The following is an 18,371-nucleotide window of genomic DNA, read 5'->3' on the forward strand; positions in this document are numbered from 1 at the left end:
AATGGAAGAAGTGCTAAAGCTTAAAAGGGCTACTTATCATTTGTGGACGTTTACGATTAGTAAAATGATTTCTAGTTTTGGTGCACAAGTGTATGCTTTTGCAATTAGTTTTTATATTTTACAGTTGACGGGGTCCGCTTCAAACTTTGCATTGAATTTGATTTGCAGTATTTTGCCAAGGACTTTAGTAGCGCCATTTGCAGGCTATGCAGCGGACAGATATTCGAGGAAAATGATTGTTATTGTAGCACAAATTGCAACGACTTTAGCGATATTAGGGCTGCTTATTGTTAGTTTAAGGGCTGATTTGTCATTAGTAGCGATTTATACTACGACTGTTGTTTTATCGTTAGCTTCTACGTTTTCTAGTGTCACATTTAGCTCATCCATTACAGGATTAGTGGATGAAGGACGAATTCAAAAAGCGATGTCGATGAACCAAATGTCGATTTCATTTGCTGCAATAGGAGGTCCTGCATTAGGTGGATTATTGTATGGAGCAGTTCCTATGCCAGTGTTCTTAGTTATGTATATGGTTGCGTCCATTATTGCAGTAATTTTAGAATCTACGATGAATTTTACTTTATTTGCAAAACGCAAAGAAGTGGTGGAGGGAGAAGAAAAAGAACCAATGCTTCAAAGTATGAAAGAAGGATTGCGTTATTTGAAAAACCAACCCATCTTGAAAGCGATTGTGTGGATTTCACTTTTCATTAACTTTTTATTTGGTGCTTATATGGTAGGATATTCGTTTATTTTAATCGAAAAGCTAAAAGTGGCTTCCGAGCATTTTGGATTAACAGAGGGTGCTTTTGCGGTAGGCATGTTGCTCTTATCCATTTACTTCTCTACTAGAAAAGAAGTGAAGTATCCTTTATTGCTTTCCAAGAGAAGCATAGTGATAATGGGGATCCTCATGGGAGCAGTAGCTTTACCGTTAATCTTTAGCATGTCCTACAATATTACATTCGGTTACTATGCTGTTTTAATGTTTTGTCTCGGAGCGGCGATGATCATCACTAATACTCCTATGCAGGTGATGATGCAAAAGATGATTGAGGATGATTACAAAGGCCGCGTATTTTCTATTATAGAGACGATGGCGATGGCGCTTATGCCCCTAGGAACTGTAATCTATGGATTTTTATATGATTTGTTGCCTGCAGAAGGTATTCTTATCGTATCGAGTCTGTTATTAATAGCGGTTGTATTGATACTTGCAAGACCATCTGTTATTCGTACCGCACATCCTGAACTGAAATAGAAAATGCCAAGGAGCGATTCCTCGCTTCCTTGGCATACAATTTTATGCTACACCTTTAACGTCTTCTTTGAATTGCGGAATGCGAATATCAATCCGATAGATAATATGGCCAGTACACCAGACAAGACATAAATATTATCCGGTTGAACGGTGAACAACCATGCAAATAATAATGGACCAATGATTCGGCCGAGATTATCCATTGAATATGCCATCCCAGCTGCCGTACCATAGCGTCCACCTGACTCTTTGGAGGTAAGTGAAACAATCGTTGTTCTTGCAAGTGCATTTCCTGCAGTGAATACGCATAAGGAGAAACCAGCCCAGAAAATACTGTTTGTAAATACAGTCATAAACAAGCCAATTGCCGTGAAAATTTGTGCATATAAGAGCCACTTTGTTTCCGTGCCATTTTTTATACGACGTACGACGCCTCCTTGAATAGCTGCATCAACAAATCCACTAAACATAAATAAATAACCAATTTGAAGTGGGGTAATGTCTATTCTTTCAATTTGGAACAGTTGGAACGTAGCCTCTAAACCAGCAAGTAAAAAAGTGACCATAAATGAAAACAAAAATAAATACTTAATACGATAACTCCAAAGACTTGCGGCACCTTTGGGAAGAAGAGCGCGTTTGTTTGCTTCACCAGTACGTTCTGGTTCTTTCAAAATAATAAATGCATACACAAAAATCGCCAGTAATAACAATGCCGAAACAATAAACGGAAGTGCTAAGTTAACATGTCCAAGTACACCGCCAATTGCAGGTCCAAAAATAAAGCCTAAACCAATCGACATCCCAAGAAAACCCATATACTTATTACGATTTTCTTCATCTGATAAATCAGCAGCAAATCCAGTTACCGCTGCGTAAAGTGCACCAGAGAATAATCCTCCCACTACACGGGATAAATAAAGCATAAACAATGAATCAAAAAATAAGGAAAATAGCCAGAAGCTCAAACTAAATCCAACTAGCCCAACTAATATAAGTGTTTTCCGACCAACACGATCAGAGAGCATTCCCCAAAATGGTGCAGTGAAAAAAGCGGCTAGGGAGTAAACGGTTAATAAACCGCCAACATGAATCTCGTGATAATGCTGATGTAAAATGACTTCGGGTAAAACAGGAATGATAATCCCGAAACCTAGATAAACTAAAAACTGTATGGACATTAATACAAAAAGAGTCTTTTTCATACAAAAACCTGCCTTCTGGAAAACTTCTACTCTCTATATTACATGTTTTCATACGGTTTGGCACATTGGAGATGGAGTCCTTTTTTTATGTAGTTAATTCATTGAATGTGATGGAAAACTCAAAAAAGCCATCCCCTGAAATTTTGGGATAGCTCTTCGTTTAAAAACTTCGTGGTTCGGAAATGCTTTCCATAGCGTTTGAAATTTCTTGCACATGCGGAAAAGGGAATGCTAGATCAGCCAAAGATACGAAGCCAACAAGTAAACCATCCTCCATTACGGGGAGCCTACGAACTTGATTGCGCGCCATCACTGCTGAAGCATCTGTGGTTGTATCGTCAGGAGAAACGGAAATGACTGATTTCGTCATGACATCTTCTACTTTACTTCGTACATCTCTTGCAACAGCACGTGTCACGATATCCCGATCCGTAATCATACCAACCAATTTTTTGTTACTGACCACTGGCAAACAACCGATATCAAGTGTTCGCATTTGATCTGCCACTTCATTTACATAATCTTGTGGATTACATGTTACTACTTCTCTACTCATCACATCTTTCACGTTCATATTAATTCACTCCTTTTGTTCGCAGTTTTCTTTTTGTAACTGTCTAGTTTCAGCGCCTTCCCCCTTGGGGTCAAATTTGAAAAAGCTACTCCTGCGCAAAGCTCGTCGCAAACAAAATCGCTTGTGGTGGCTGAGGAGCTGCCTCCTTGGCCTGTACAATACGGGTTATGTCTGCTTTGCCACACGATGTGGCGCACTTTGCAGACCTACCCCACCCCATTTGCCTGTCGGGGCAGACATAGGCGCTTCCACATTTCTTTACTAGTTTGGTTTACAAAAGTTTAAAATATGTAATATAAAAGAAAGTTTAAAATGAATAAAAAAGTGGTATGATAAAAACAAAATAAAAAACAAAAGAAACTTTTTTCAACATAAATCGTAATAATAAATGGAGAGGACGAGGTGGATAGAATGGCAAAGGAAGTTGATTTAAAGAAAATTGTAAGTAATCTTTCAAAGCTGGGTGTTACAGTTACAATGACAAAATCGAGACTTGACATACTTAAAGCGTTAGCACCACCAGCACAAACTCCCCACACGCAAAGTTAAAAAGAGTGGCTCGAAAAGTTCGTATAAAATTGAACTTTAGAGCCACTCTTTTTAGATCCATTCTTTTTTAGTCATCATCTTCATTTTTAGCGAACATATACGTTTTATGGTGAAATTTCATACTGAATACGAGGCCGAGTGCGAGCATATTTCCCATGAGCGAACTACCACCGTAGCTTATAAATGGTAATGGAATCCCCGTAATTGGTAGCAATTGTATCGTCATCCCAATATTTTCGAACACGTGGAATGTAATCATTGCAATGATTCCTGCACATACATACGTGCTATACGCATCCTTAAGCTGAAGCGTAATTTTCGTTAAATGAAAAATAAGTAAAAAGAAAATACTGATGACAATGCTTGTACCTATAAAGCCATACTCTTCACCTATAACTGCAAATATAAAGTCGGTATGATTTTCAGGTACGTACACAACTCGTCCACCATAACCTTTACCAAATATTTCCCCTGAACCAATAGCGTTTAAGGAAGTGATTAAGTGCATTCCTTCATCGGAGGCATAGGAATAAGGATCAAGCCAAGAATATATACGAGCGAATTGGTAACCCTGTAAGCCGAACTTTTCCTGTAAAAAATCTTGCATATAAAGCGCCATCCAAAGAAGAGACGCTCCTATAGTTACGGATCCCAATAATAACGGCAGAATAATTTTCCAAGTTATTCCTGCTACTATAACTAACGCTGCTGTAATAGCGATAAAAACAAGCGCAGTTCCAAGGTCAGGCTGTTTGAGAATAAAGGCTAATGGAATCAGCAAGGTAATAGCGATTTTTCCGAGTAAAATAAAATCCGTTTTTAAAGACTTCATTAAATATACTTCATGATGATTTGTGATTAAACGGGCAAGAGCTAATATAAAAAAAGTTTTCATGAATTCGGCGGGTTGAATATCCCCAATAGGTAAGTGGAACCAGCTTTTCGCATTGTTTCTTGGTTCAACCAGTGCTAAGCTACCCGGCAAGATAAAAAGAATGAATAGTAGCAGTACACCAATACCATAAATATACCAAGACATTTTTTTGTACTGATCAGGTTCAAAAAACATGACAAGCCCGATAATGACGGCACCAACGCCATACCAGAAAACTTGTTTTGCTACAAAGTTGTATCCAGCATATTGACCAGTAGTTACTGCAGAAGAAATAGCAAGTAAACTAACGATTAAAAATAATAATATAATAAAAGCGAGGGTCCAATCGAAGCGATCGGCAAAGCCTTTTTTGTTTTCCATAAGAGTCACCTAAATTTCTTTCAAATTTCACTTATTCATTATAGCTTAAAATAATGTTTTTGGCTTGTAGATAAAAGAGACGAAGATTAAGATAAAGATGTTTCATTGGAAAAATTATGCTATTATATTATTTAGAATAAAGGGGTGAATTGAGTGGCAAAAAAAGAGAAAGAAATTGAAGAATATATAACGCATTTATATGTGCATGTAAATGATATCGAGCATTTTGTGTTGTTTAGTGGTATTACTGTTCACCAGTTTATTCGGCAATTCTCAGACTTGCCCGCTCTTTTATTGTTAAAGCATGAATACGAAGAAGCATCTTTTAATATTCATACACAGCTGGAGTTTGTTGTGCATGGCCAATATAACCGCTTTTTAAAGGAATTTGCAGAAAGGCCAACCGCTTTATGCTTATTAGACTTTACGGATGAACGTAAGTTAAATATGTTATCTCCTCAAGAGCAAGCGGAGCTGCTATATATCGCACATAAGAAAGAGACGTTACGTTTACCTTTTTATCATCATCTGCAAAATAGATTTGTTTATTTGACGGATGAGAGTGAACAAATAACGAAAATATATTTCCGTGACATAGAAGACTTCCATCAATTGGTTGCTAGTGTGTTTAATCAACAAATTAGTGAAAAAGTGAAAACTACTGCTTTTTGGCGTAAAAAAAACAACATCGTTTTACCGGAATTGACGACCAAAAAGATAGAAGCATATGCCGACTACTACGAGGATGGCGTCCTCATGTCTTTATGCAAAATAGGGAAGGCTAATTATGGCATTGAAATTAGAAGCTTACCCGATAATATATTTCCAGATGAAGTGCTAGGCGATTTAAAGCATCATTTAAAGAAGCCAGCTGATTTTTTAATCCAACTTTAATGTTAAAAACCTTTTGCAATGTTTAGGTGCAAAAGGTTTTTTTATAGAAAAATATTTAGTAGGTGGTACGTCACTATTTAGGGAATCTGTGCAGTAGAATGTTGTATTAAGTGACCGCTAGGATTTTCGCAGCAGGCGGACGCTTACCCCGGGGCGGGCGGTGAGCCTCCTCGTCGTACGCTCCCGCGGGGTCTCACCTGTCCCGCTGATCCCGCAGGTGTCGCCGCCTTGCGCTTCAATCAATGGGAATTTCTTGCTTATAAAGTATCTGCATTTAGCAGGATAAAATTCGAATTACTCAAACATAACATCTCTTAAGAATTATCGATTTTAACAGTAAACTTGTGACTAATATGGTGGATTGTAGCGAAAGGGCGGCGACTCCAGCCGGCGGAAAGCGTCCGCCCTGCAGCGGAAATCCTAGCGGACACTTCAATGAACTCACTACCGCGTAGTTGCCCTATAATACGCAACACACATACTTAATCTTCTTAACCCGTTTTGTTTTTATTATTTCCTAAATCATTCTTGTGCTAAAATGAGTGAATGTAATAGAACAGAGGTGTTTTAGAAGTGGCTTGGTTATTATTAATCATTGCAGGATTAACGGAAATCGTTTGGGCGATTGGTCTTAAAGAAGCAAATGGCTTTACGGAGCTAGTGCCTTCTATTATTACAATCGTCTTTTTAGTCGTAAGTTTTTTCGTTTTTGCAAAAGCAATGAAGACGATTCCAATTGGAACGGCATATGCTATTTTTACAGGGATCGGTGCGGCGGGAACTGTAATTGTAGGAATTCTATGGTTTCACGAGGAAGTTAGCTTCGGTAAGCTATTCTTTTTAGGTGTATTACTCTTTGGCATCATTGGGCTAAAACTAGTGGATGATGAAGAGGAGGTTGCATAATGGAGTGGCTTGTGTTAATTGTTGCAGGTATATTCGAAGTAGCATTTGTCGTCAATATGAAGCTCTCAGATGGCTTTAAGAATGTAAAATACACTATTTTTACTGTTATTTCTGCCTGTTTAAGCTTTTTCCTCTTATCACTTGCTCTTAAAGATATTGCTGTAGGTACTGGATATGCAGTATGGACTGGAATTGGAGCAGCCGGAAGTGTATTGATAGGCATGTACTTTTTCCATGAGAAAAAAAGCTGGAAAAAGTTATTCTTTTTAAGCTGCATTATCTTTGGTGTGGTAGGCTTGAAATTATTCGGATAGGTGTTCATCTAATGAGGCGGTCCGTGATAAACTGGTAGTATCCCAAAACGTGGAGGTTAGTTACAAATGAAAATAAAATTAGGCTTATTATACGGTGGTAAATCTGCTGAGCATGAAGTGTCATTACTTACAGCAAGAGCAGTATCCCAGGCGATAAATTTTGAAAAATATGAAGTATATCCAATATATATAACAAAAACAGGTGAATGGATAAAAGGAAGTGTTTTGACTGGTCCTGCGGAATCCGTGGAAACACTAAAATTTGGTGAGGCAGTGAGCAAGCCAAATAATATTTCAAGTTTCTTGCCGGTAGAAGGAAACGACGATTCTCAGCTAGATGTTATTTTTCCATTGCTACATGGTCCAAATGGTGAAGATGGCACTGTACAAGGTTTATTAGAAGTGTTGAATTTGCCTTATGTCGGAAATGGTGTTCTCGCTTCTGCTGCTGGAATGGATAAAGTAGTCATGAAGCAGCTTTTTGAAATAGCGGGATTATCCCAAGTTCCTTACGTGCATTTTATTCGTAAAGAATGGAAAAGTAACCAGGAGACGCTTATTCAGAAAATGGAAGAAAGCTTAAAATGGCCTATGTTCGTTAAACCGGCTAATCTAGGATCAAGCGTAGGGATTACAAAAGCAACGAACAGAGAAGAGCTCATTAAAGCAGTAGAATTAGCATTCAAATATGATCGTAAAATTATTGTAGAACAAGGAATTAAAGCGCGCGAATTAGAAATGAGTGTGCTAGGAAATGATAATCCAAGATGTTCTATAGCTGGCGAAGTATTGCCTACAAAAGATTTTTATGATTACGAAGCAAAATATGAAGATGGTACGACAAACTATGCTATACCAGCTGTAGTATCTGCTGATTTGCTGGAGAGAATGGAAGATGCAGCGATTCGTGCATTTAAAGTACTTGATTGTTCTGGGCTTGTTCGTGCAGACTTTTTTGTGACGGATGAGGAAGAAATTATTATCAATGAAGTAAACACAATGCCAGGTTTTACACCGATTAGTATGTATCCGAAGCTTTGGATAGAATCTGGTTTATCTTATTCGGGTCTAATTGAAGAATTAATCATGCTAGCTCTAGAGCGTTACGAGGAAAAGCAACAGCTTGAGCATTCGAAGGACGGAGAGTGAGCAACTTGAAGAAAAGCTTAGCAGAAATCGCAAACTGGTTAGGGGAAGATGTTTCTCTTGAAAATAATCCCCTAGTTTCAGGCGTTTCGATTAATACAAGAACATTGCAGCCCGGCGATTTATTTATCCCTTTTCGCGGGGAAAATGTAAATGGCCATCGTTTTGTGCAAGACGCTTTTGATAAAGGAGCAGCAGCGTCTCTATGGTTAAAGGACGAACCGAATCCACCAAAGGATGTTCCGCTTTTATTTGTCGAAAGTGGCGAAAAAGCACTTCAGCAAATGGCGGAAGCGTACCGAGAAGAATTGAATGCAACTTTTATAGGAATCACGGGTTCAAATGGTAAAACATCAACGAAGGATTTAGTGGCTGGTATACTTTCGCCGTATTTCCGTGTGAAAAAAACGGAAGGTAATTTTAACAATGAGCTAGGATTACCTTTAACAATTCTTGCCCTTGAAGAAGATACGGAATTTGCTGTATTGGAAATGGGGATGAGTTCATTTGGTGAAATAGAGTTTCTATCCAAGCTTGCTAAGCCAAAGTATGTAGTTATTACAAATATAGGCGAAGCGCATATGCAAGATCTCGGCTCTCGCGAAGGAATTGCAAAAGCGAAGTTTGAAATTATTGCAGGCTTACAGGAAGACGGAAAGCTTTTCTATGATGGCGATGAACCATTACTACGTCCATTTATAGAAAATACTCCATCCTTACATTCTATATCTTTTGGTAAAGAGGAAGCCAATGATCTGCGTATTGTAGAAGTGACATTTACCGAACAAGGAAGTAAATTTCGTACAGACGGCTTGATCAACGAAGAAATGTCTATTCCTATTCTTGGAGAGCATCAAGTGAAAAATACATTAGCGGCTTTATTGATCGCAAAAGAAGTTGGGCTTACTTCCGAGCAGATGCGGATAGCATTAAAGGAAATCGTATTGACGGATATGCGTATGCAAGTAATAGAGGCAGTTAACGGGGCTATTTTCATTAATGATGCCTATAATGCAGCGCCAACATCGATGAAAGCAGCGATTTCTTTTGTAGAGAAGTCAACGATAAAATCAGATAAATGGCTTGTCCTTGGTGATATGCTGGAACTTGGTGAAAACGAAAAGCAATATCATGAAGAGATGAGCGCATATATCTCCGATAAAGAGTTTACTGGTGTTTGTTTATTTGGACCGAGAATGGAGTGGCTTTACAAGAAACTACTAGGTAAGTTTAATAACGAACAGCTTATCTGTGTTGAAAATGAATACGAGCAAATCATTTCATTTTTAAATCAAAGAATAAATGCAGATTCCATTGTTTTAGTAAAGGGCTCACGTGGTATGAAGTTAGAACAGATAATCGAACCGTTTCAAAAGTAAAAATTAGAAAGGAGTAGGGCAATATGAAAACAGGCGTCCTTTGCATTCACGGTTTTACGGGTGGACCATATGAGGTGCAGCCATTCGTGGAATTTTTACAGGAAAGGACAGACTGGAAAATTATTGTCCCTACACTTCCTGGTCATGGTGAAACGTTGGAATTACAAAATCTAACTGCGGAAAATTGGTTGATGGCAGCAGAGCTAGCATTAAGAAAACTTCTAAAAGAAGTGGACAAGGTATACATAGTTGGATTTTCCATGGGTGGGATTATTGCAATGTACTTAGCAATTCGGTATCCAATTGCCAAACTTATTTTGCTAAGTGCAGCAGCTAAATATATTTATCCTACACAGCTCCTGCAAGATATTAAAGAAATGGCCAAAGAAGCAGTGGAAGGAAAACTAGAGGACAATATTTTGTACAAGCGATATAGCTCTAAATTGAAAGAAACGCCGATTCGGGCGACGCTTGAATTTATCCGTTTAGTACGTATAGTTGAACCATATTATAGCCACATTAAAATACCAGTCTGTTTAGTCCAAGGTAAAAAAGATGGGATTGTCCCTTATACGACCGCTGAGTTTTTATTTGACCAAATTGGCTCCGAGGAAAAAGAACTGATCTTTTCCGAAACAGGTAAACACCATATTTGTTACTGTGAGGATTGCGAAGACTGGTTTTATCGAGCGCTAAAGTTTTTAACCGAAAAAGGAGTGGATAATTAAACTAATAATTATAACAGTTGCTATTTCGTTGCAACTAATAATAAGGCATGATATACTACGTTTAGAGCAATGGATACATTTTGTGTGAAGACTCTTCAGCTTTAATTGAAGAGTACTTTTTTTTGAACATAACGGTTTGTTTAGGTAGTAGGGATTGAATCTCTCACAAACGAACCGCTCGGCAAAAGACCGGGCTTTCCCTTTATATAAGACCCCTCTGAACTGAAAACCACAGAGAATTTTAAGTAACGGAAACGTTCCTCGTATAGGCTCGAATTTGCCGCAATTTCATCTGAAAATGTAACCATTTGTCAAAACAAAAGAAAAAGGAGATTAAAATTTTGACAAATTTTTCAGAATTAAATATTAGTGCTTCTACATTAAAATCCGTTCAACGTATGGGATTTGAAGAAGCAACACCAATCCAAGAAGGTACTATTACACATGCTATGAGTGGACGCGACGTTATCGGTCAAGCACAGACTGGTACGGGTAAAACTGCTGCATTTGGTATCCCTATGATTGAAAAAATCGATACTAAAAATCCTAACATTCAAGCTTTAATCATCGCTCCAACACGTGAACTTGCAATCCAAGTTTCCGAAGAGCTATATAAATTAGGGTATGATAAAAAAGTCCGTCTATTATCTGTTTATGGAGGCCAAGAGATTGGTCGTCAAATTCGCGCCCTTAAAAATAAACCACAAGTAATCGTTGGTACACCTGGTCGTATTTTGGACCATATCAACCGTCGTACATTGAAACTTGATCAAGTTCAAACACTTATCTTAGACGAAGCAGATGAAATGCTTAACATGGGATTCATCGAAGACATCAATACAATTTTAGAAAGTGTTCCTGATGATCGTCAAACACTATTGTTCTCAGCTACAATGCCGGGACCTATTCGTAAAATTGCAGAAAGATTCATGAAAGACCCAGTTGAAGTAAAAATCAAGTCTAAAGAAATGACTGTTGAAAACATTGAGCAGTTCTTTGTAAAAGCGCATGAGCGTGAGAAATTTGATATTTTATCACGTATTCTAAACGTGCACCAACCAGAACTTGCGATTGTTTTTGGTCGTACAAAACGTCGTGTAGATGAATTAGCGCACGCACTAAGCATCCGTGGTTACCTTGCAGAAGGAATTCATGGTGATTTGAGCCAAGCGAAACGTATGTCTGTATTAAAACAATTTAAATCAAATAAAATCGATATCCTAGTTGCAACTGACGTGGCTGCGCGTGGATTAGATATTTCTGGTGTAACACATGTTTACAACTTCGATATTCCACAAGATCCTGAAAGCTATGTACACCGTATCGGTCGTACAGGTCGTGCAGGGAAAAATGGTGTAGCTGTAACATTCGTAACACCAAGAGAAATGGGTTACTTACGTATCGTTGAAGATACAACGAAAAAACGTATGACTCCTCTTCGTCCACCAAGTTCAGACGAAGCACTAGTTGGTCAACAACGAGTAGCAATTGAATCATTAACAGAAATCGTGAATAAAAATGATTTAGGTGATTACCGTACACTTGCTGCGGAAATGCTTGAAAAGTTTGAAGCGGTAGATGTAATTGCTGCAGCTTTAAAATCAATGACAAATGAGCCAGATGATACTCCGATCGCTCTTTCTGAAGAGCGTCCATTACCTGCACGCAGAGAGCGTAGCGGTGGAGGCGGTTCTCGCTCTGGTGGTGGTTACAAAGGCGGATCTCGTTCTGGCGGACGTAGCTCATCAGGACGCTCAGGCGGCGATCGTGGATTTTCTCGATCAGGTGGCGGTTCACGTCCTAGCAGCTCGCGTCGTAGTAGTGGTCCACGTGACGGTTCTACTCAACGTAGCACTAGAACTCGTTCACCACGTAACGAAAACTAAAATAATATTTGTCTATAAGATGAATCGCGCATTTCGATGCAGATTCATCTTTTTTTATTTGGACATTCACCCAGCTAAAACATTCTTCTATAATTTGAAACATTTTCCCGCTGAAATCGTATACAATACAAGGGAAGAGGTGTTGATAATGAGAACAGAACCAATAAATAGAATATCTAAAAAAGGACTTCGTGTGTGGAGAATCTATGGGGTTTTCCAAACGCTAATAGCATTATTGCTCGGTATAGGGGCGGGGGTTATAAACTTCTTTACTGGTGAGTACATTTGGCTGTACATAGTAGATGTCGTAATTGTACTAATCATTGCATATTTACTCATTTATTTATTTCCGAAAGTTAGATGGACACGTTGGAGATATGAAGTAAGAGAGCAGGAAATAGAGCTGCAGCACGGTTTGTTCGTTGTAAAGCGGACTTTAGTGCCAATGGTTCGAGTCCAGCATGTCGACACTGAACAAGGGCCAATTTTACGGAAATATGATTTAGCATCTATTACAATTTCCACAGCAGCAACAAATCACACGATACCAGCACTAATAACCGCAGAAGCGGATGAACTACGTGGCAGAATTTCTGTACTTGCAAGGGTGGCGGAAGATGATGTCTAAAGAAAAATATAAATTACATCCGATTTCTGCAGTTATAAACTTTGTAAAAGTATTAAAAGAAATGATTATCCCGTTGATTGTAGTTATTGCAGTGAATGGTTTTGGAGGAAGTGGTGGTTCTGGCGATTGGTCCTCCTATATTACCTATGGAATCTATGGTATAATGCTAATCTTTTTGTTAGTTAGTGGCATTATCAAATGGAAACGATTCAGATATTGGTTTGAGGAAGAGGAGCTTCGTATTGAGTATGGTTTGTTCGTAAAGAAAAAGCGATATATTCCTTTTGAGCGTATACAAAGCTTGAACTATACAGAAGGTATTTTCCATAGACCGTTTGGACTCGTGAAAGTAAAAGTAGAAACAGCTGGCGGCGGAGCGACAAAAGAAGCAGACGCAGAGTTAACAGCGATTACAAAAGCAGCAGCGGAACAGATTAAACTTGAAATGCTACAAGCAAAAAATAAATTTACGGAACCATTAGACGACTCGGCGGAGGTTCAACAAGTAGTAAAAGTGGAAAGACAGTCCATTTTTAAAATGTCTCCAAAAGACTTATTTGTGCTTGCAAGTACTTCAGGTGGAGTGGGAGTATTTTTCTCTGGGTTAGCTGTCTTTGTCTCTCAATTTTCAAATGTTATTCCATATGAAGCGATTTATGAAGAAATAGTAGTGTTTATTCGTTTTGGTGCACTTATTGTGGCGTTGGTTGTTTTTGTTGTGTTATTAATCGCTTGGATTGTTTCCGTCGTGCTGACTTTTATAAACTACTACGAATTTATGATTATAGTAGAAGATGAAGAAATAATTATTACGAGAGGATTGTTAGAAAAGAAAAAAATAACGATCCCACTTTCCCGAATTCAAGGGGTAAGAGTTGTTGAAAATCCGTTGCGTCAGCTAATGGGCTATGCAACGGTAATTGTCGATAGTGCTGGCGGTTCTTTAGCGGAAAAAGATGAAAAAATTCGCTTGCTTCCACTTATTAAAAAAACGAAGATAACACCAATTTTACAAGAAATATTTCCAGAGCTTCAGTTTGATCCTATCCTTACGAAAATACCGAAAAGGTCAAGAAAGTTTTTCTATCGATTAGATTATATATGGATGATCCCGGTTGCTGGAGCAGTTAGTTATTTCTTTTATCCTTTTGGATTATTTTCACTTTTGTTATTCCCACTAAGCTATGGACTTGGTGTTTGGCAACAAAAAACAGCAGGCTATTATTTGAATGAACGTCAGCTGGTCATACAATATCGACTGTTCAGTAAAGTTATGGTGTGGATGGAAAAAAGAAGGATTCAATCAATGACGGAGCGTGCAACTATTTTTCAAAAGAAAGCAAACGTTTCATCTATTATCACAACGATTAAATCTGGTGTCACGGGAGTGTCAACAACAATCCCACATATCGAAAAAACGGATGCAGAAATGATTTTAAATTGGTACGAACCGCATCGAAAGATAAGCATAGAAATAGAACAGCCATTAGACTAGGCTGTTCTTTTATTGTTTCTCATAGGGTAAAGGTAAGTAACTATTTAGGGGAACTGTGAGGTAAGGTGTCCTATTAGGAGTTTACTATGACTTTCGCTTCAGGCGGACGCTTTCCGCCGGCATGACTTTAATCTCCTCGTCGCTAACGCTCCTGTGGGGCTTTCAGCTCATGCTATTCCGGCAGGAGTCGCCGCCTTCCGCTTCAATCATTATGGATGGGCTGCCAACTTGGTGTCTGCAGGTATCAAAGTTATAAATTTATCAAGTTTACCACTCCATAATAATCAAACCAAATTAGACAAGGCTATCACCAAATAAGTAGCTCGTTTATTAGGATAAAGCTCGGCTCGTCTTTTTCAACTAGTTATTGGTATCACATCTACTCTTGTTCCATAATATTTCACATTTCCCTTATAGCTAGTGACAGGAAGGAAGTAGCTTGCTTTATCGGATTGAAGCGGAAGGGCGGCGACTCCTGTCTCACCCCGCGGAAAGCGTCTGCCCTGAAGCGGAAATCCCAGCGGACACTTCATTCAACTCACTACCGCGCAGTTTCCTTATACTGTCTTCCGCTGGATTTTATGAGTTGGAGTGGTATCATCTTACTTCTTTTCCCCCAAAAATCCATACCTTGCCGAACTGTTGAAGGAGGGAGACGGATAGAAGAGCGCAACGCAATAAGATTAAATAGAAAAAAGAGGCTTGTTGCGACTGACGTCATGACAAGCCTCTCGTATAATTGAACAGTAACTACCAAACAAAAAACTTCAAAATGATAGAATTTTTATACTTTTTTACTTCACTGATCTAAGCTTACTTTTCCGTTTTCTCCAAGCAGCAATTCGTTTTGGGTGAAAATAAATAATGCCGATGATAAAGCCAGTAACAAGACCTGCAATATGTGCAGTGGCATTAATATTAGGCTGAAGAAATGTCATAATAACACCAATAACAATAATAGGGACAATGATTTGCTTAAGCTGTGGCAATAGATTTCTCGTATAATAAACTAAAGCTCCAAAGGCACCAAGAATACCATAAATAGAGCCACTAGCACCTACACTCACATAGTTCCAATCGTGTATTAAATAAGTAGCAATACTACCGACTAAACCAGCTAACAAATAAATGGTTAAGAAACGAGCTTTACCTGCAATTTGTTCTAGCTCTGGTCCAAATAGATAAAGAGAGAACATATTGAATAACAAATGAAAAAAAGTCGCATGTAAAAACAATGGGGTGACTAGACGCCAATATTCCCCTTCGCTTATAAGTAAGTTAAAGTGAACACCCTGAGAGTATATCACGTCACCCAGAACTGGGATATTTGTTAAAATATAAATAACAATATTTAAAGCAAGCAGCGTAGAAACGACTGGATAGTATTTAATGTATTGCTTGAAGTTTTCTGTTCTTGTAAACATTATTTCACCTCGATTTTTCTACTAATATTATAGCTTGGAGAAGCTATATTTGAAAAGGAGAAACCCTTATGATTACAGGAATAGGTTTAGACATAACCGAATTATCTAGAATAAAAAAATTAACAGAAAAAACAAGTAAATTTGAAGCAAGAATTTTAACGAATCAAGAAATTGCACAAATGCAAAATTTATCTGCTACACGACAATTAGAATTTCTAGCGGGAAGGTTTGCAGCAAAAGAAGCATTTTCGAAAGCGTTAGGAACGGGAATAGGAAAAGAATGTAGTTTTCATGATATTGAAATTCTCAAGGAAAATAACGGGAAACCAAGTCTTTATTTTAAAGGAAACCAAGTGAATGGCTTTGTTTCTATTACTCATACAAAAGAATATGTAGCTGCTCAAGTAATTCTCCAATCATAACCGGTCGTCCAACTACATACAATGAACGAACGCAGTGATAATAGAAAGGATGGACTGATTGAAAAGCCGAGTGGCCAAACTGTTATTTGTATTAGCAATGATGATCCTGGTACTATCTGCATGTGGAGCTGAGTCAAAAGAAGATGTATTAAAAAAATTGAGTAATAAGTGGGTGGATGCAAAAGGATATGAGTTAACTGCGGAGATGAGCATCTTAACTGGTCAAGAGCCGAGAGTGTATGACGTGGAAGTTTGGCATACAAAGCCTGATTTTTATCGCGTGAAAGTATCTGATGCGAATGCGGAAAATACACAAATGATCGTACGTAACACAGAGGGAGTTTTTGTTGTAACACCAGCGCTTAACAAAACGTATAAGTTTCAAAGTAACTGGCCAGCGGAAAATAGCCAAGCATATCTAATAGGTTCGCTTGCGCAAGATATTAAAAAAGATAAAAATTCTACATTCAAAGAAGAAGGAAATAACTATGTATTTGAAACGAAAACCTCTAATAATCACAAAAACATGCTACCAACTCAAAGAATCTATATTGATAAAAAGACTTTATTGCCAAAAGATGTTGCGATCTTAAATGAAAATAAAGAAGAACAAATTCATATAAAATTTAAACAGGTATCACTTGGGAAAGCGCATGCAGCAGGAGATTACAAGATTGAACAGTCAGCACCAACTGGAAAAACGGAAGAGGGCACTGTAGAAGCTTCAGCGGAAATGGAAAACAAAGAGTTTGAAACACATTACCCAATGATTAAGTGGGAAGGTGTTCACTTAATCGATGAAAAAGAGATGAAAGTAGAAGACGATAGACGAGTTATTTTAACCTTCAGCGGTGAGAAAGAATTTACAATTATTCAGCAGCTAAGCGATCCAAGCGTATCTTCTACAATCCCAGTATTCGCACCAGGGGATCCTGTGGATTTAGGTGTAGCTGTTGGAGCGGTAACGGATAAATCGCTTACTTGGGAACAGGATGGAATGTCATTCTTCATCGCCTCTACATCATTAACGAAAGAAGAAATGATTGAAGTTGCATCATCTATGACGATAGCTGGATTGAAATAAATTTCTATTTGACGACTTCTTCTCACTAGTAGGATAATGAAACGAATAATAGTAAAACATACGGAAAAAGAGGGAAGTCTCATGTCTCAGTCATACTACCGTCCAACATTTATTCAAGTAGATTTACAAGCCATCAAGTCTAATATTAAGCACTTAAAAGAAAAATTACAAAAGCATACAAGCATAATGGCCATCGTAAAAGCAAATGCGTATGGCCACGGGGCAATTGAAGTTGCAAATGCAGCCTTACAAGCAGGAGCTACTCTATTAGCCGTCGCCTCCCCGGAGGAATCGGTCCAGTTAAGAGATGCAGGAGTTACTGCTGATATACTTGTTCTCGGAGCTTCCCCAATCTCTTTTTTACCTATTGCATCAGAACGCAACATCACATTAACAGCATATTCCTACGAGTGGTTATTTGCTACACGTCATTTTACAAAATCATTTAAAACGCATATTAAAATCGACAGTGGTATGGGTCGAATTGGCTTTGTACAGCAGGAAGAATTGCAGAAAGCACTTGTTTTTGTACGCGATAGAAAGTGGATAAACGTAACGGGGGTTTTTACCCATTTTTCGACAGCAGACGAAGAGGATGCTACTCATTTTAAGAAACAAATCGCTGCATTCGAACAGATGCTTGATTTATTTGAGCAACGACCAGCGATTGTCCACACTTCTAATAGTGCTGCTACGCTTAGAAATCCTAGTCAAGATTGGGATGCTGTACGTTTTGGTATATCGATGTACGGAATTGCACCGTCTCCCTGGATCGATGAAAACCTCCCATTTCCATTGGAAAGAGCACTTTCGCTACATACGGAAGTAGTGCATGTGAAGAGAGTGAAAAAAGGTACTTCGATTGGCTATGGTGCATCATATACGGCTTCATCGGATGAATGGATTGCAACCCTACCGATTGGTTATGCAGATGGACTGCTTCGAAAATTGCATAACCAATCCGTATTAATAAAAGGAAAAAGAATGCCGATCGTCGGAAAAATTTGTATGGATCAATGTATGATCCGCTTAGATGAACAGGTGGATATCGGTGAAAAAGTAGTGTTGCTAGGGAAACAAATGAATGAAGAGATTAGGATAGAAGAATGGGCAAACGCTTTGCAGACAATACCATATGAAATTTGCTGCACCTTTTCCAATAGACTTCCTAGATTATATAGTGAATAATTCTTCGACAAAACTCGAACTTAGTGAATG

The 18,371-nt window shown here is 38.3% G+C and carries 18 protein-coding genes; 14 read left to right on the forward strand and 4 right to left on the reverse strand.

The genetic code is table 11. The features are described 5' to 3' along the window. The first annotated feature begins 1 nt into the window (after position 1). The gene (locus tag FG382_RS13635) at positions 2–1,264 is read left to right on the forward strand and encodes an MFS transporter (RefSeq protein ID WP_142539439.1); all 1,263 of its coding nucleotides are present in this window, start codon (positions 2–4) and stop codon (positions 1,262–1,264) included. A gap of 47 nt (positions 1,265–1,311) precedes the next feature. On the opposite strand, the gene FG382_RS13640 is transcribed toward FG382_RS13635, so the two are convergent. Both FG382_RS13640 and FG382_RS13645 read right to left on the reverse strand, forming a co-directional pair. Beyond that, the gene (locus tag FG382_RS13640; protein WP_142539440.1) at positions 1,312–2,469 is read right to left on the reverse strand and encodes an MFS transporter; all 1,158 of its coding nucleotides are present in this window, start codon (positions 2,467–2,469) and stop codon (positions 1,312–1,314) included. A gap of 160 nt (positions 2,470–2,629) precedes the next feature. Further along, the gene (locus tag FG382_RS13645; RefSeq protein WP_142539441.1) at positions 2,630–3,043 is read right to left on the reverse strand and encodes a CBS domain-containing protein; all 414 of its coding nucleotides are present in this window, start codon (positions 3,041–3,043) and stop codon (positions 2,630–2,632) included. A 411-nt stretch (positions 3,044–3,454) separates the two neighbouring features. On the opposite strand from FG382_RS13645, the gene FG382_RS22670 reads away from it, so the two are divergent. Next, entirely contained in the window at positions 3,455–3,592 is a 138-nt protein-coding gene (locus FG382_RS22670) for an Lmo0850 family protein (protein WP_170206517.1), read from the forward strand. A gap of 67 nt (positions 3,593–3,659) precedes the next feature. Here FG382_RS22670 and FG382_RS13650 read toward each other — a convergent pair whose 3' ends face one another. Then, positions 3,660–4,847, reverse strand: coding sequence for an FtsW/RodA/SpoVE family cell cycle protein (locus FG382_RS13650; RefSeq protein ID WP_142539442.1), 1,188 nt, complete (start codon positions 4,845–4,847; stop codon positions 3,660–3,662). A gap of 153 nt (positions 4,848–5,000) precedes the next feature. Between FG382_RS13650 and FG382_RS13655 the strand changes: the two genes are divergently transcribed. The 9 genes from FG382_RS13655 to FG382_RS13695 all read left to right on the forward strand — a co-directional run bounded on the left by FG382_RS13655 (position 5,001) and on the right by FG382_RS13695 (position 14,223). After that, the gene (locus tag FG382_RS13655) at positions 5,001–5,741 is read left to right on the forward strand and encodes a hypothetical protein (RefSeq protein ID WP_142539443.1); all 741 of its coding nucleotides are present in this window, start codon (positions 5,001–5,003) and stop codon (positions 5,739–5,741) included. Between the two features lie 573 nt (positions 5,742–6,314). Next, a complete protein-coding gene (locus FG382_RS13660; protein ID WP_142539444.1) occupies positions 6,315–6,647 on the forward strand; it encodes a DMT family transporter in 333 nt (110 codons plus the stop codon). Beyond that, entirely contained in the window at positions 6,647–6,961 is a 315-nt protein-coding gene (locus FG382_RS13665) for a DMT family transporter (protein WP_142539445.1), read from the forward strand. The genes FG382_RS13660 and FG382_RS13665 overlap by 1 nt, the downstream gene beginning before the upstream one ends. 66 nt (positions 6,962–7,027) lie before the next feature. Further along, a complete protein-coding gene (locus tag FG382_RS13670) occupies positions 7,028–8,110 on the forward strand; it encodes a D-alanine--D-alanine ligase (protein WP_142539446.1) in 1,083 nt (360 codons plus the stop codon). A 5-nt stretch (positions 8,111–8,115) separates the two neighbouring features. Next, the gene (locus FG382_RS13675) at positions 8,116–9,486 is read left to right on the forward strand and encodes a UDP-N-acetylmuramoyl-tripeptide--D-alanyl-D-alanine ligase (RefSeq protein WP_142539447.1); all 1,371 of its coding nucleotides are present in this window, start codon (positions 8,116–8,118) and stop codon (positions 9,484–9,486) included. A gap of 23 nt (positions 9,487–9,509) precedes the next feature. Next, entirely contained in the window at positions 9,510–10,214 is a 705-nt protein-coding gene (locus tag FG382_RS13680) for an alpha/beta hydrolase (protein WP_142539448.1), read from the forward strand. Positions 10,215–10,555: 341 nt separating this feature from the next. Further along, positions 10,556–12,100 (forward strand): degradosome RNA helicase CshA, encoded by a 1,545-nt coding sequence (gene cshA, locus FG382_RS13685; protein ID WP_142539449.1) that lies wholly within the window; start codon positions 10,556–10,558, stop codon positions 12,098–12,100. Between the two features lie 148 nt (positions 12,101–12,248). Next, positions 12,249–12,728, forward strand: coding sequence for a PH domain-containing protein (locus FG382_RS13690; protein ID WP_142539450.1), 480 nt, complete (start codon positions 12,249–12,251; stop codon positions 12,726–12,728). Beyond that, complete coding sequence (locus FG382_RS13695; RefSeq protein ID WP_142539451.1) at positions 12,721–14,223, forward strand: PH domain-containing protein; 1,503 nt, start codon at positions 12,721–12,723, stop codon at positions 14,221–14,223. Before FG382_RS13690 ends, FG382_RS13695 begins: the two co-directional genes overlap by 8 nt. Before the next feature lie 794 nt (positions 14,224–15,017). On the opposite strand, the gene FG382_RS13700 is transcribed toward FG382_RS13695, so the two are convergent. Then, a complete protein-coding gene (locus FG382_RS13700; RefSeq protein WP_142539452.1) occupies positions 15,018–15,647 on the reverse strand; it encodes a rhomboid family intramembrane serine protease in 630 nt (209 codons plus the stop codon). 68 nt (positions 15,648–15,715) lie between these two features. Here FG382_RS13700 and acpS point away from each other — a divergent pair, with 68 nt between their 5' ends. The 3 genes from acpS (at position 15,716) to alr (ending at position 18,341) form a co-directional block, all read left to right on the forward strand. Further along, on the forward strand, positions 15,716–16,069 hold the full coding sequence (acpS, locus tag FG382_RS13705; protein ID WP_142539453.1) for a holo-ACP synthase: 354 nt from the start codon (positions 15,716–15,718) through the stop codon (positions 16,067–16,069). A gap of 58 nt (positions 16,070–16,127) precedes the next feature. Continuing rightward, a complete protein-coding gene (locus FG382_RS13710; protein WP_142539454.1) occupies positions 16,128–17,153 on the forward strand; it encodes a LolA family protein in 1,026 nt (341 codons plus the stop codon). 81 nt (positions 17,154–17,234) lie between these two features. Continuing rightward, positions 17,235–18,341 carry an alanine racemase gene (gene alr / locus FG382_RS13715; RefSeq protein WP_229677412.1) on the forward strand — a complete coding sequence of 369 codons (1,107 nt, stop codon included), beginning with the start codon at positions 17,235–17,237 and terminating at the stop codon, positions 18,339–18,341. The last annotated feature ends 30 nt before the right edge of the window (positions 18,342–18,371 follow it).

The organism is Psychrobacillus lasiicapitis, from assembly GCF_006861795.1.
Lineage (GTDB): Bacteria > Bacillota > Bacilli > Bacillales_A > Planococcaceae > Psychrobacillus > Psychrobacillus lasiicapitis.

Excerpts from the sequence above, each read along its gene's own strand:
- alr (WP_229677412.1), top strand. The coding sequence starts at position 17,235 with ATGTCTCAGTCATACTACCGTCCAACATTTATTCAAGTAGATTTACAA.
- FG382_RS13680 (WP_142539448.1), top strand. The coding sequence starts at position 9,510 with ATGAAAACAGGCGTCCTTTGCATTCACGGTTTTACGGGTGGACCATAT.
- FG382_RS13700 (WP_142539452.1), bottom strand. The coding sequence starts at position 15,647 with ATGTTTACAAGAACAGAAAACTTCAAGCAATACATTAAATACTATCCA.
- acpS (WP_142539453.1), top strand. The coding sequence starts at position 15,716 with ATGATTACAGGAATAGGTTTAGACATAACCGAATTATCTAGAATAAAA.
- FG382_RS13650 (WP_142539442.1), bottom strand. The coding sequence starts at position 4,847 with ATGGAAAACAAAAAAGGCTTTGCCGATCGCTTCGATTGGACCCTCGCT.
- FG382_RS13670 (WP_142539446.1), top strand. The coding sequence starts at position 7,028 with ATGAAAATAAAATTAGGCTTATTATACGGTGGTAAATCTGCTGAGCAT.
- FG382_RS13635 (WP_142539439.1), top strand. The coding sequence starts at position 2 with ATGGAAGAAGTGCTAAAGCTTAAAAGGGCTACTTATCATTTGTGGACG.
- FG382_RS13695 (WP_142539451.1), top strand. The coding sequence starts at position 12,721 with ATGTCTAAAGAAAAATATAAATTACATCCGATTTCTGCAGTTATAAAC.
- FG382_RS13690 (WP_142539450.1), top strand. The coding sequence starts at position 12,249 with ATGAGAACAGAACCAATAAATAGAATATCTAAAAAAGGACTTCGTGTG.
- FG382_RS13640 (WP_142539440.1), bottom strand. The coding sequence starts at position 2,469 with ATGAAAAAGACTCTTTTTGTATTAATGTCCATACAGTTTTTAGTTTAT.
- FG382_RS13645 (WP_142539441.1), bottom strand. The coding sequence starts at position 3,043 with ATGAACGTGAAAGATGTGATGAGTAGAGAAGTAGTAACATGTAATCCA.
- FG382_RS13665 (WP_142539445.1), top strand. The coding sequence starts at position 6,647 with ATGGAGTGGCTTGTGTTAATTGTTGCAGGTATATTCGAAGTAGCATTT.
- FG382_RS22670 (WP_170206517.1), top strand. The coding sequence starts at position 3,455 with ATGGCAAAGGAAGTTGATTTAAAGAAAATTGTAAGTAATCTTTCAAAG.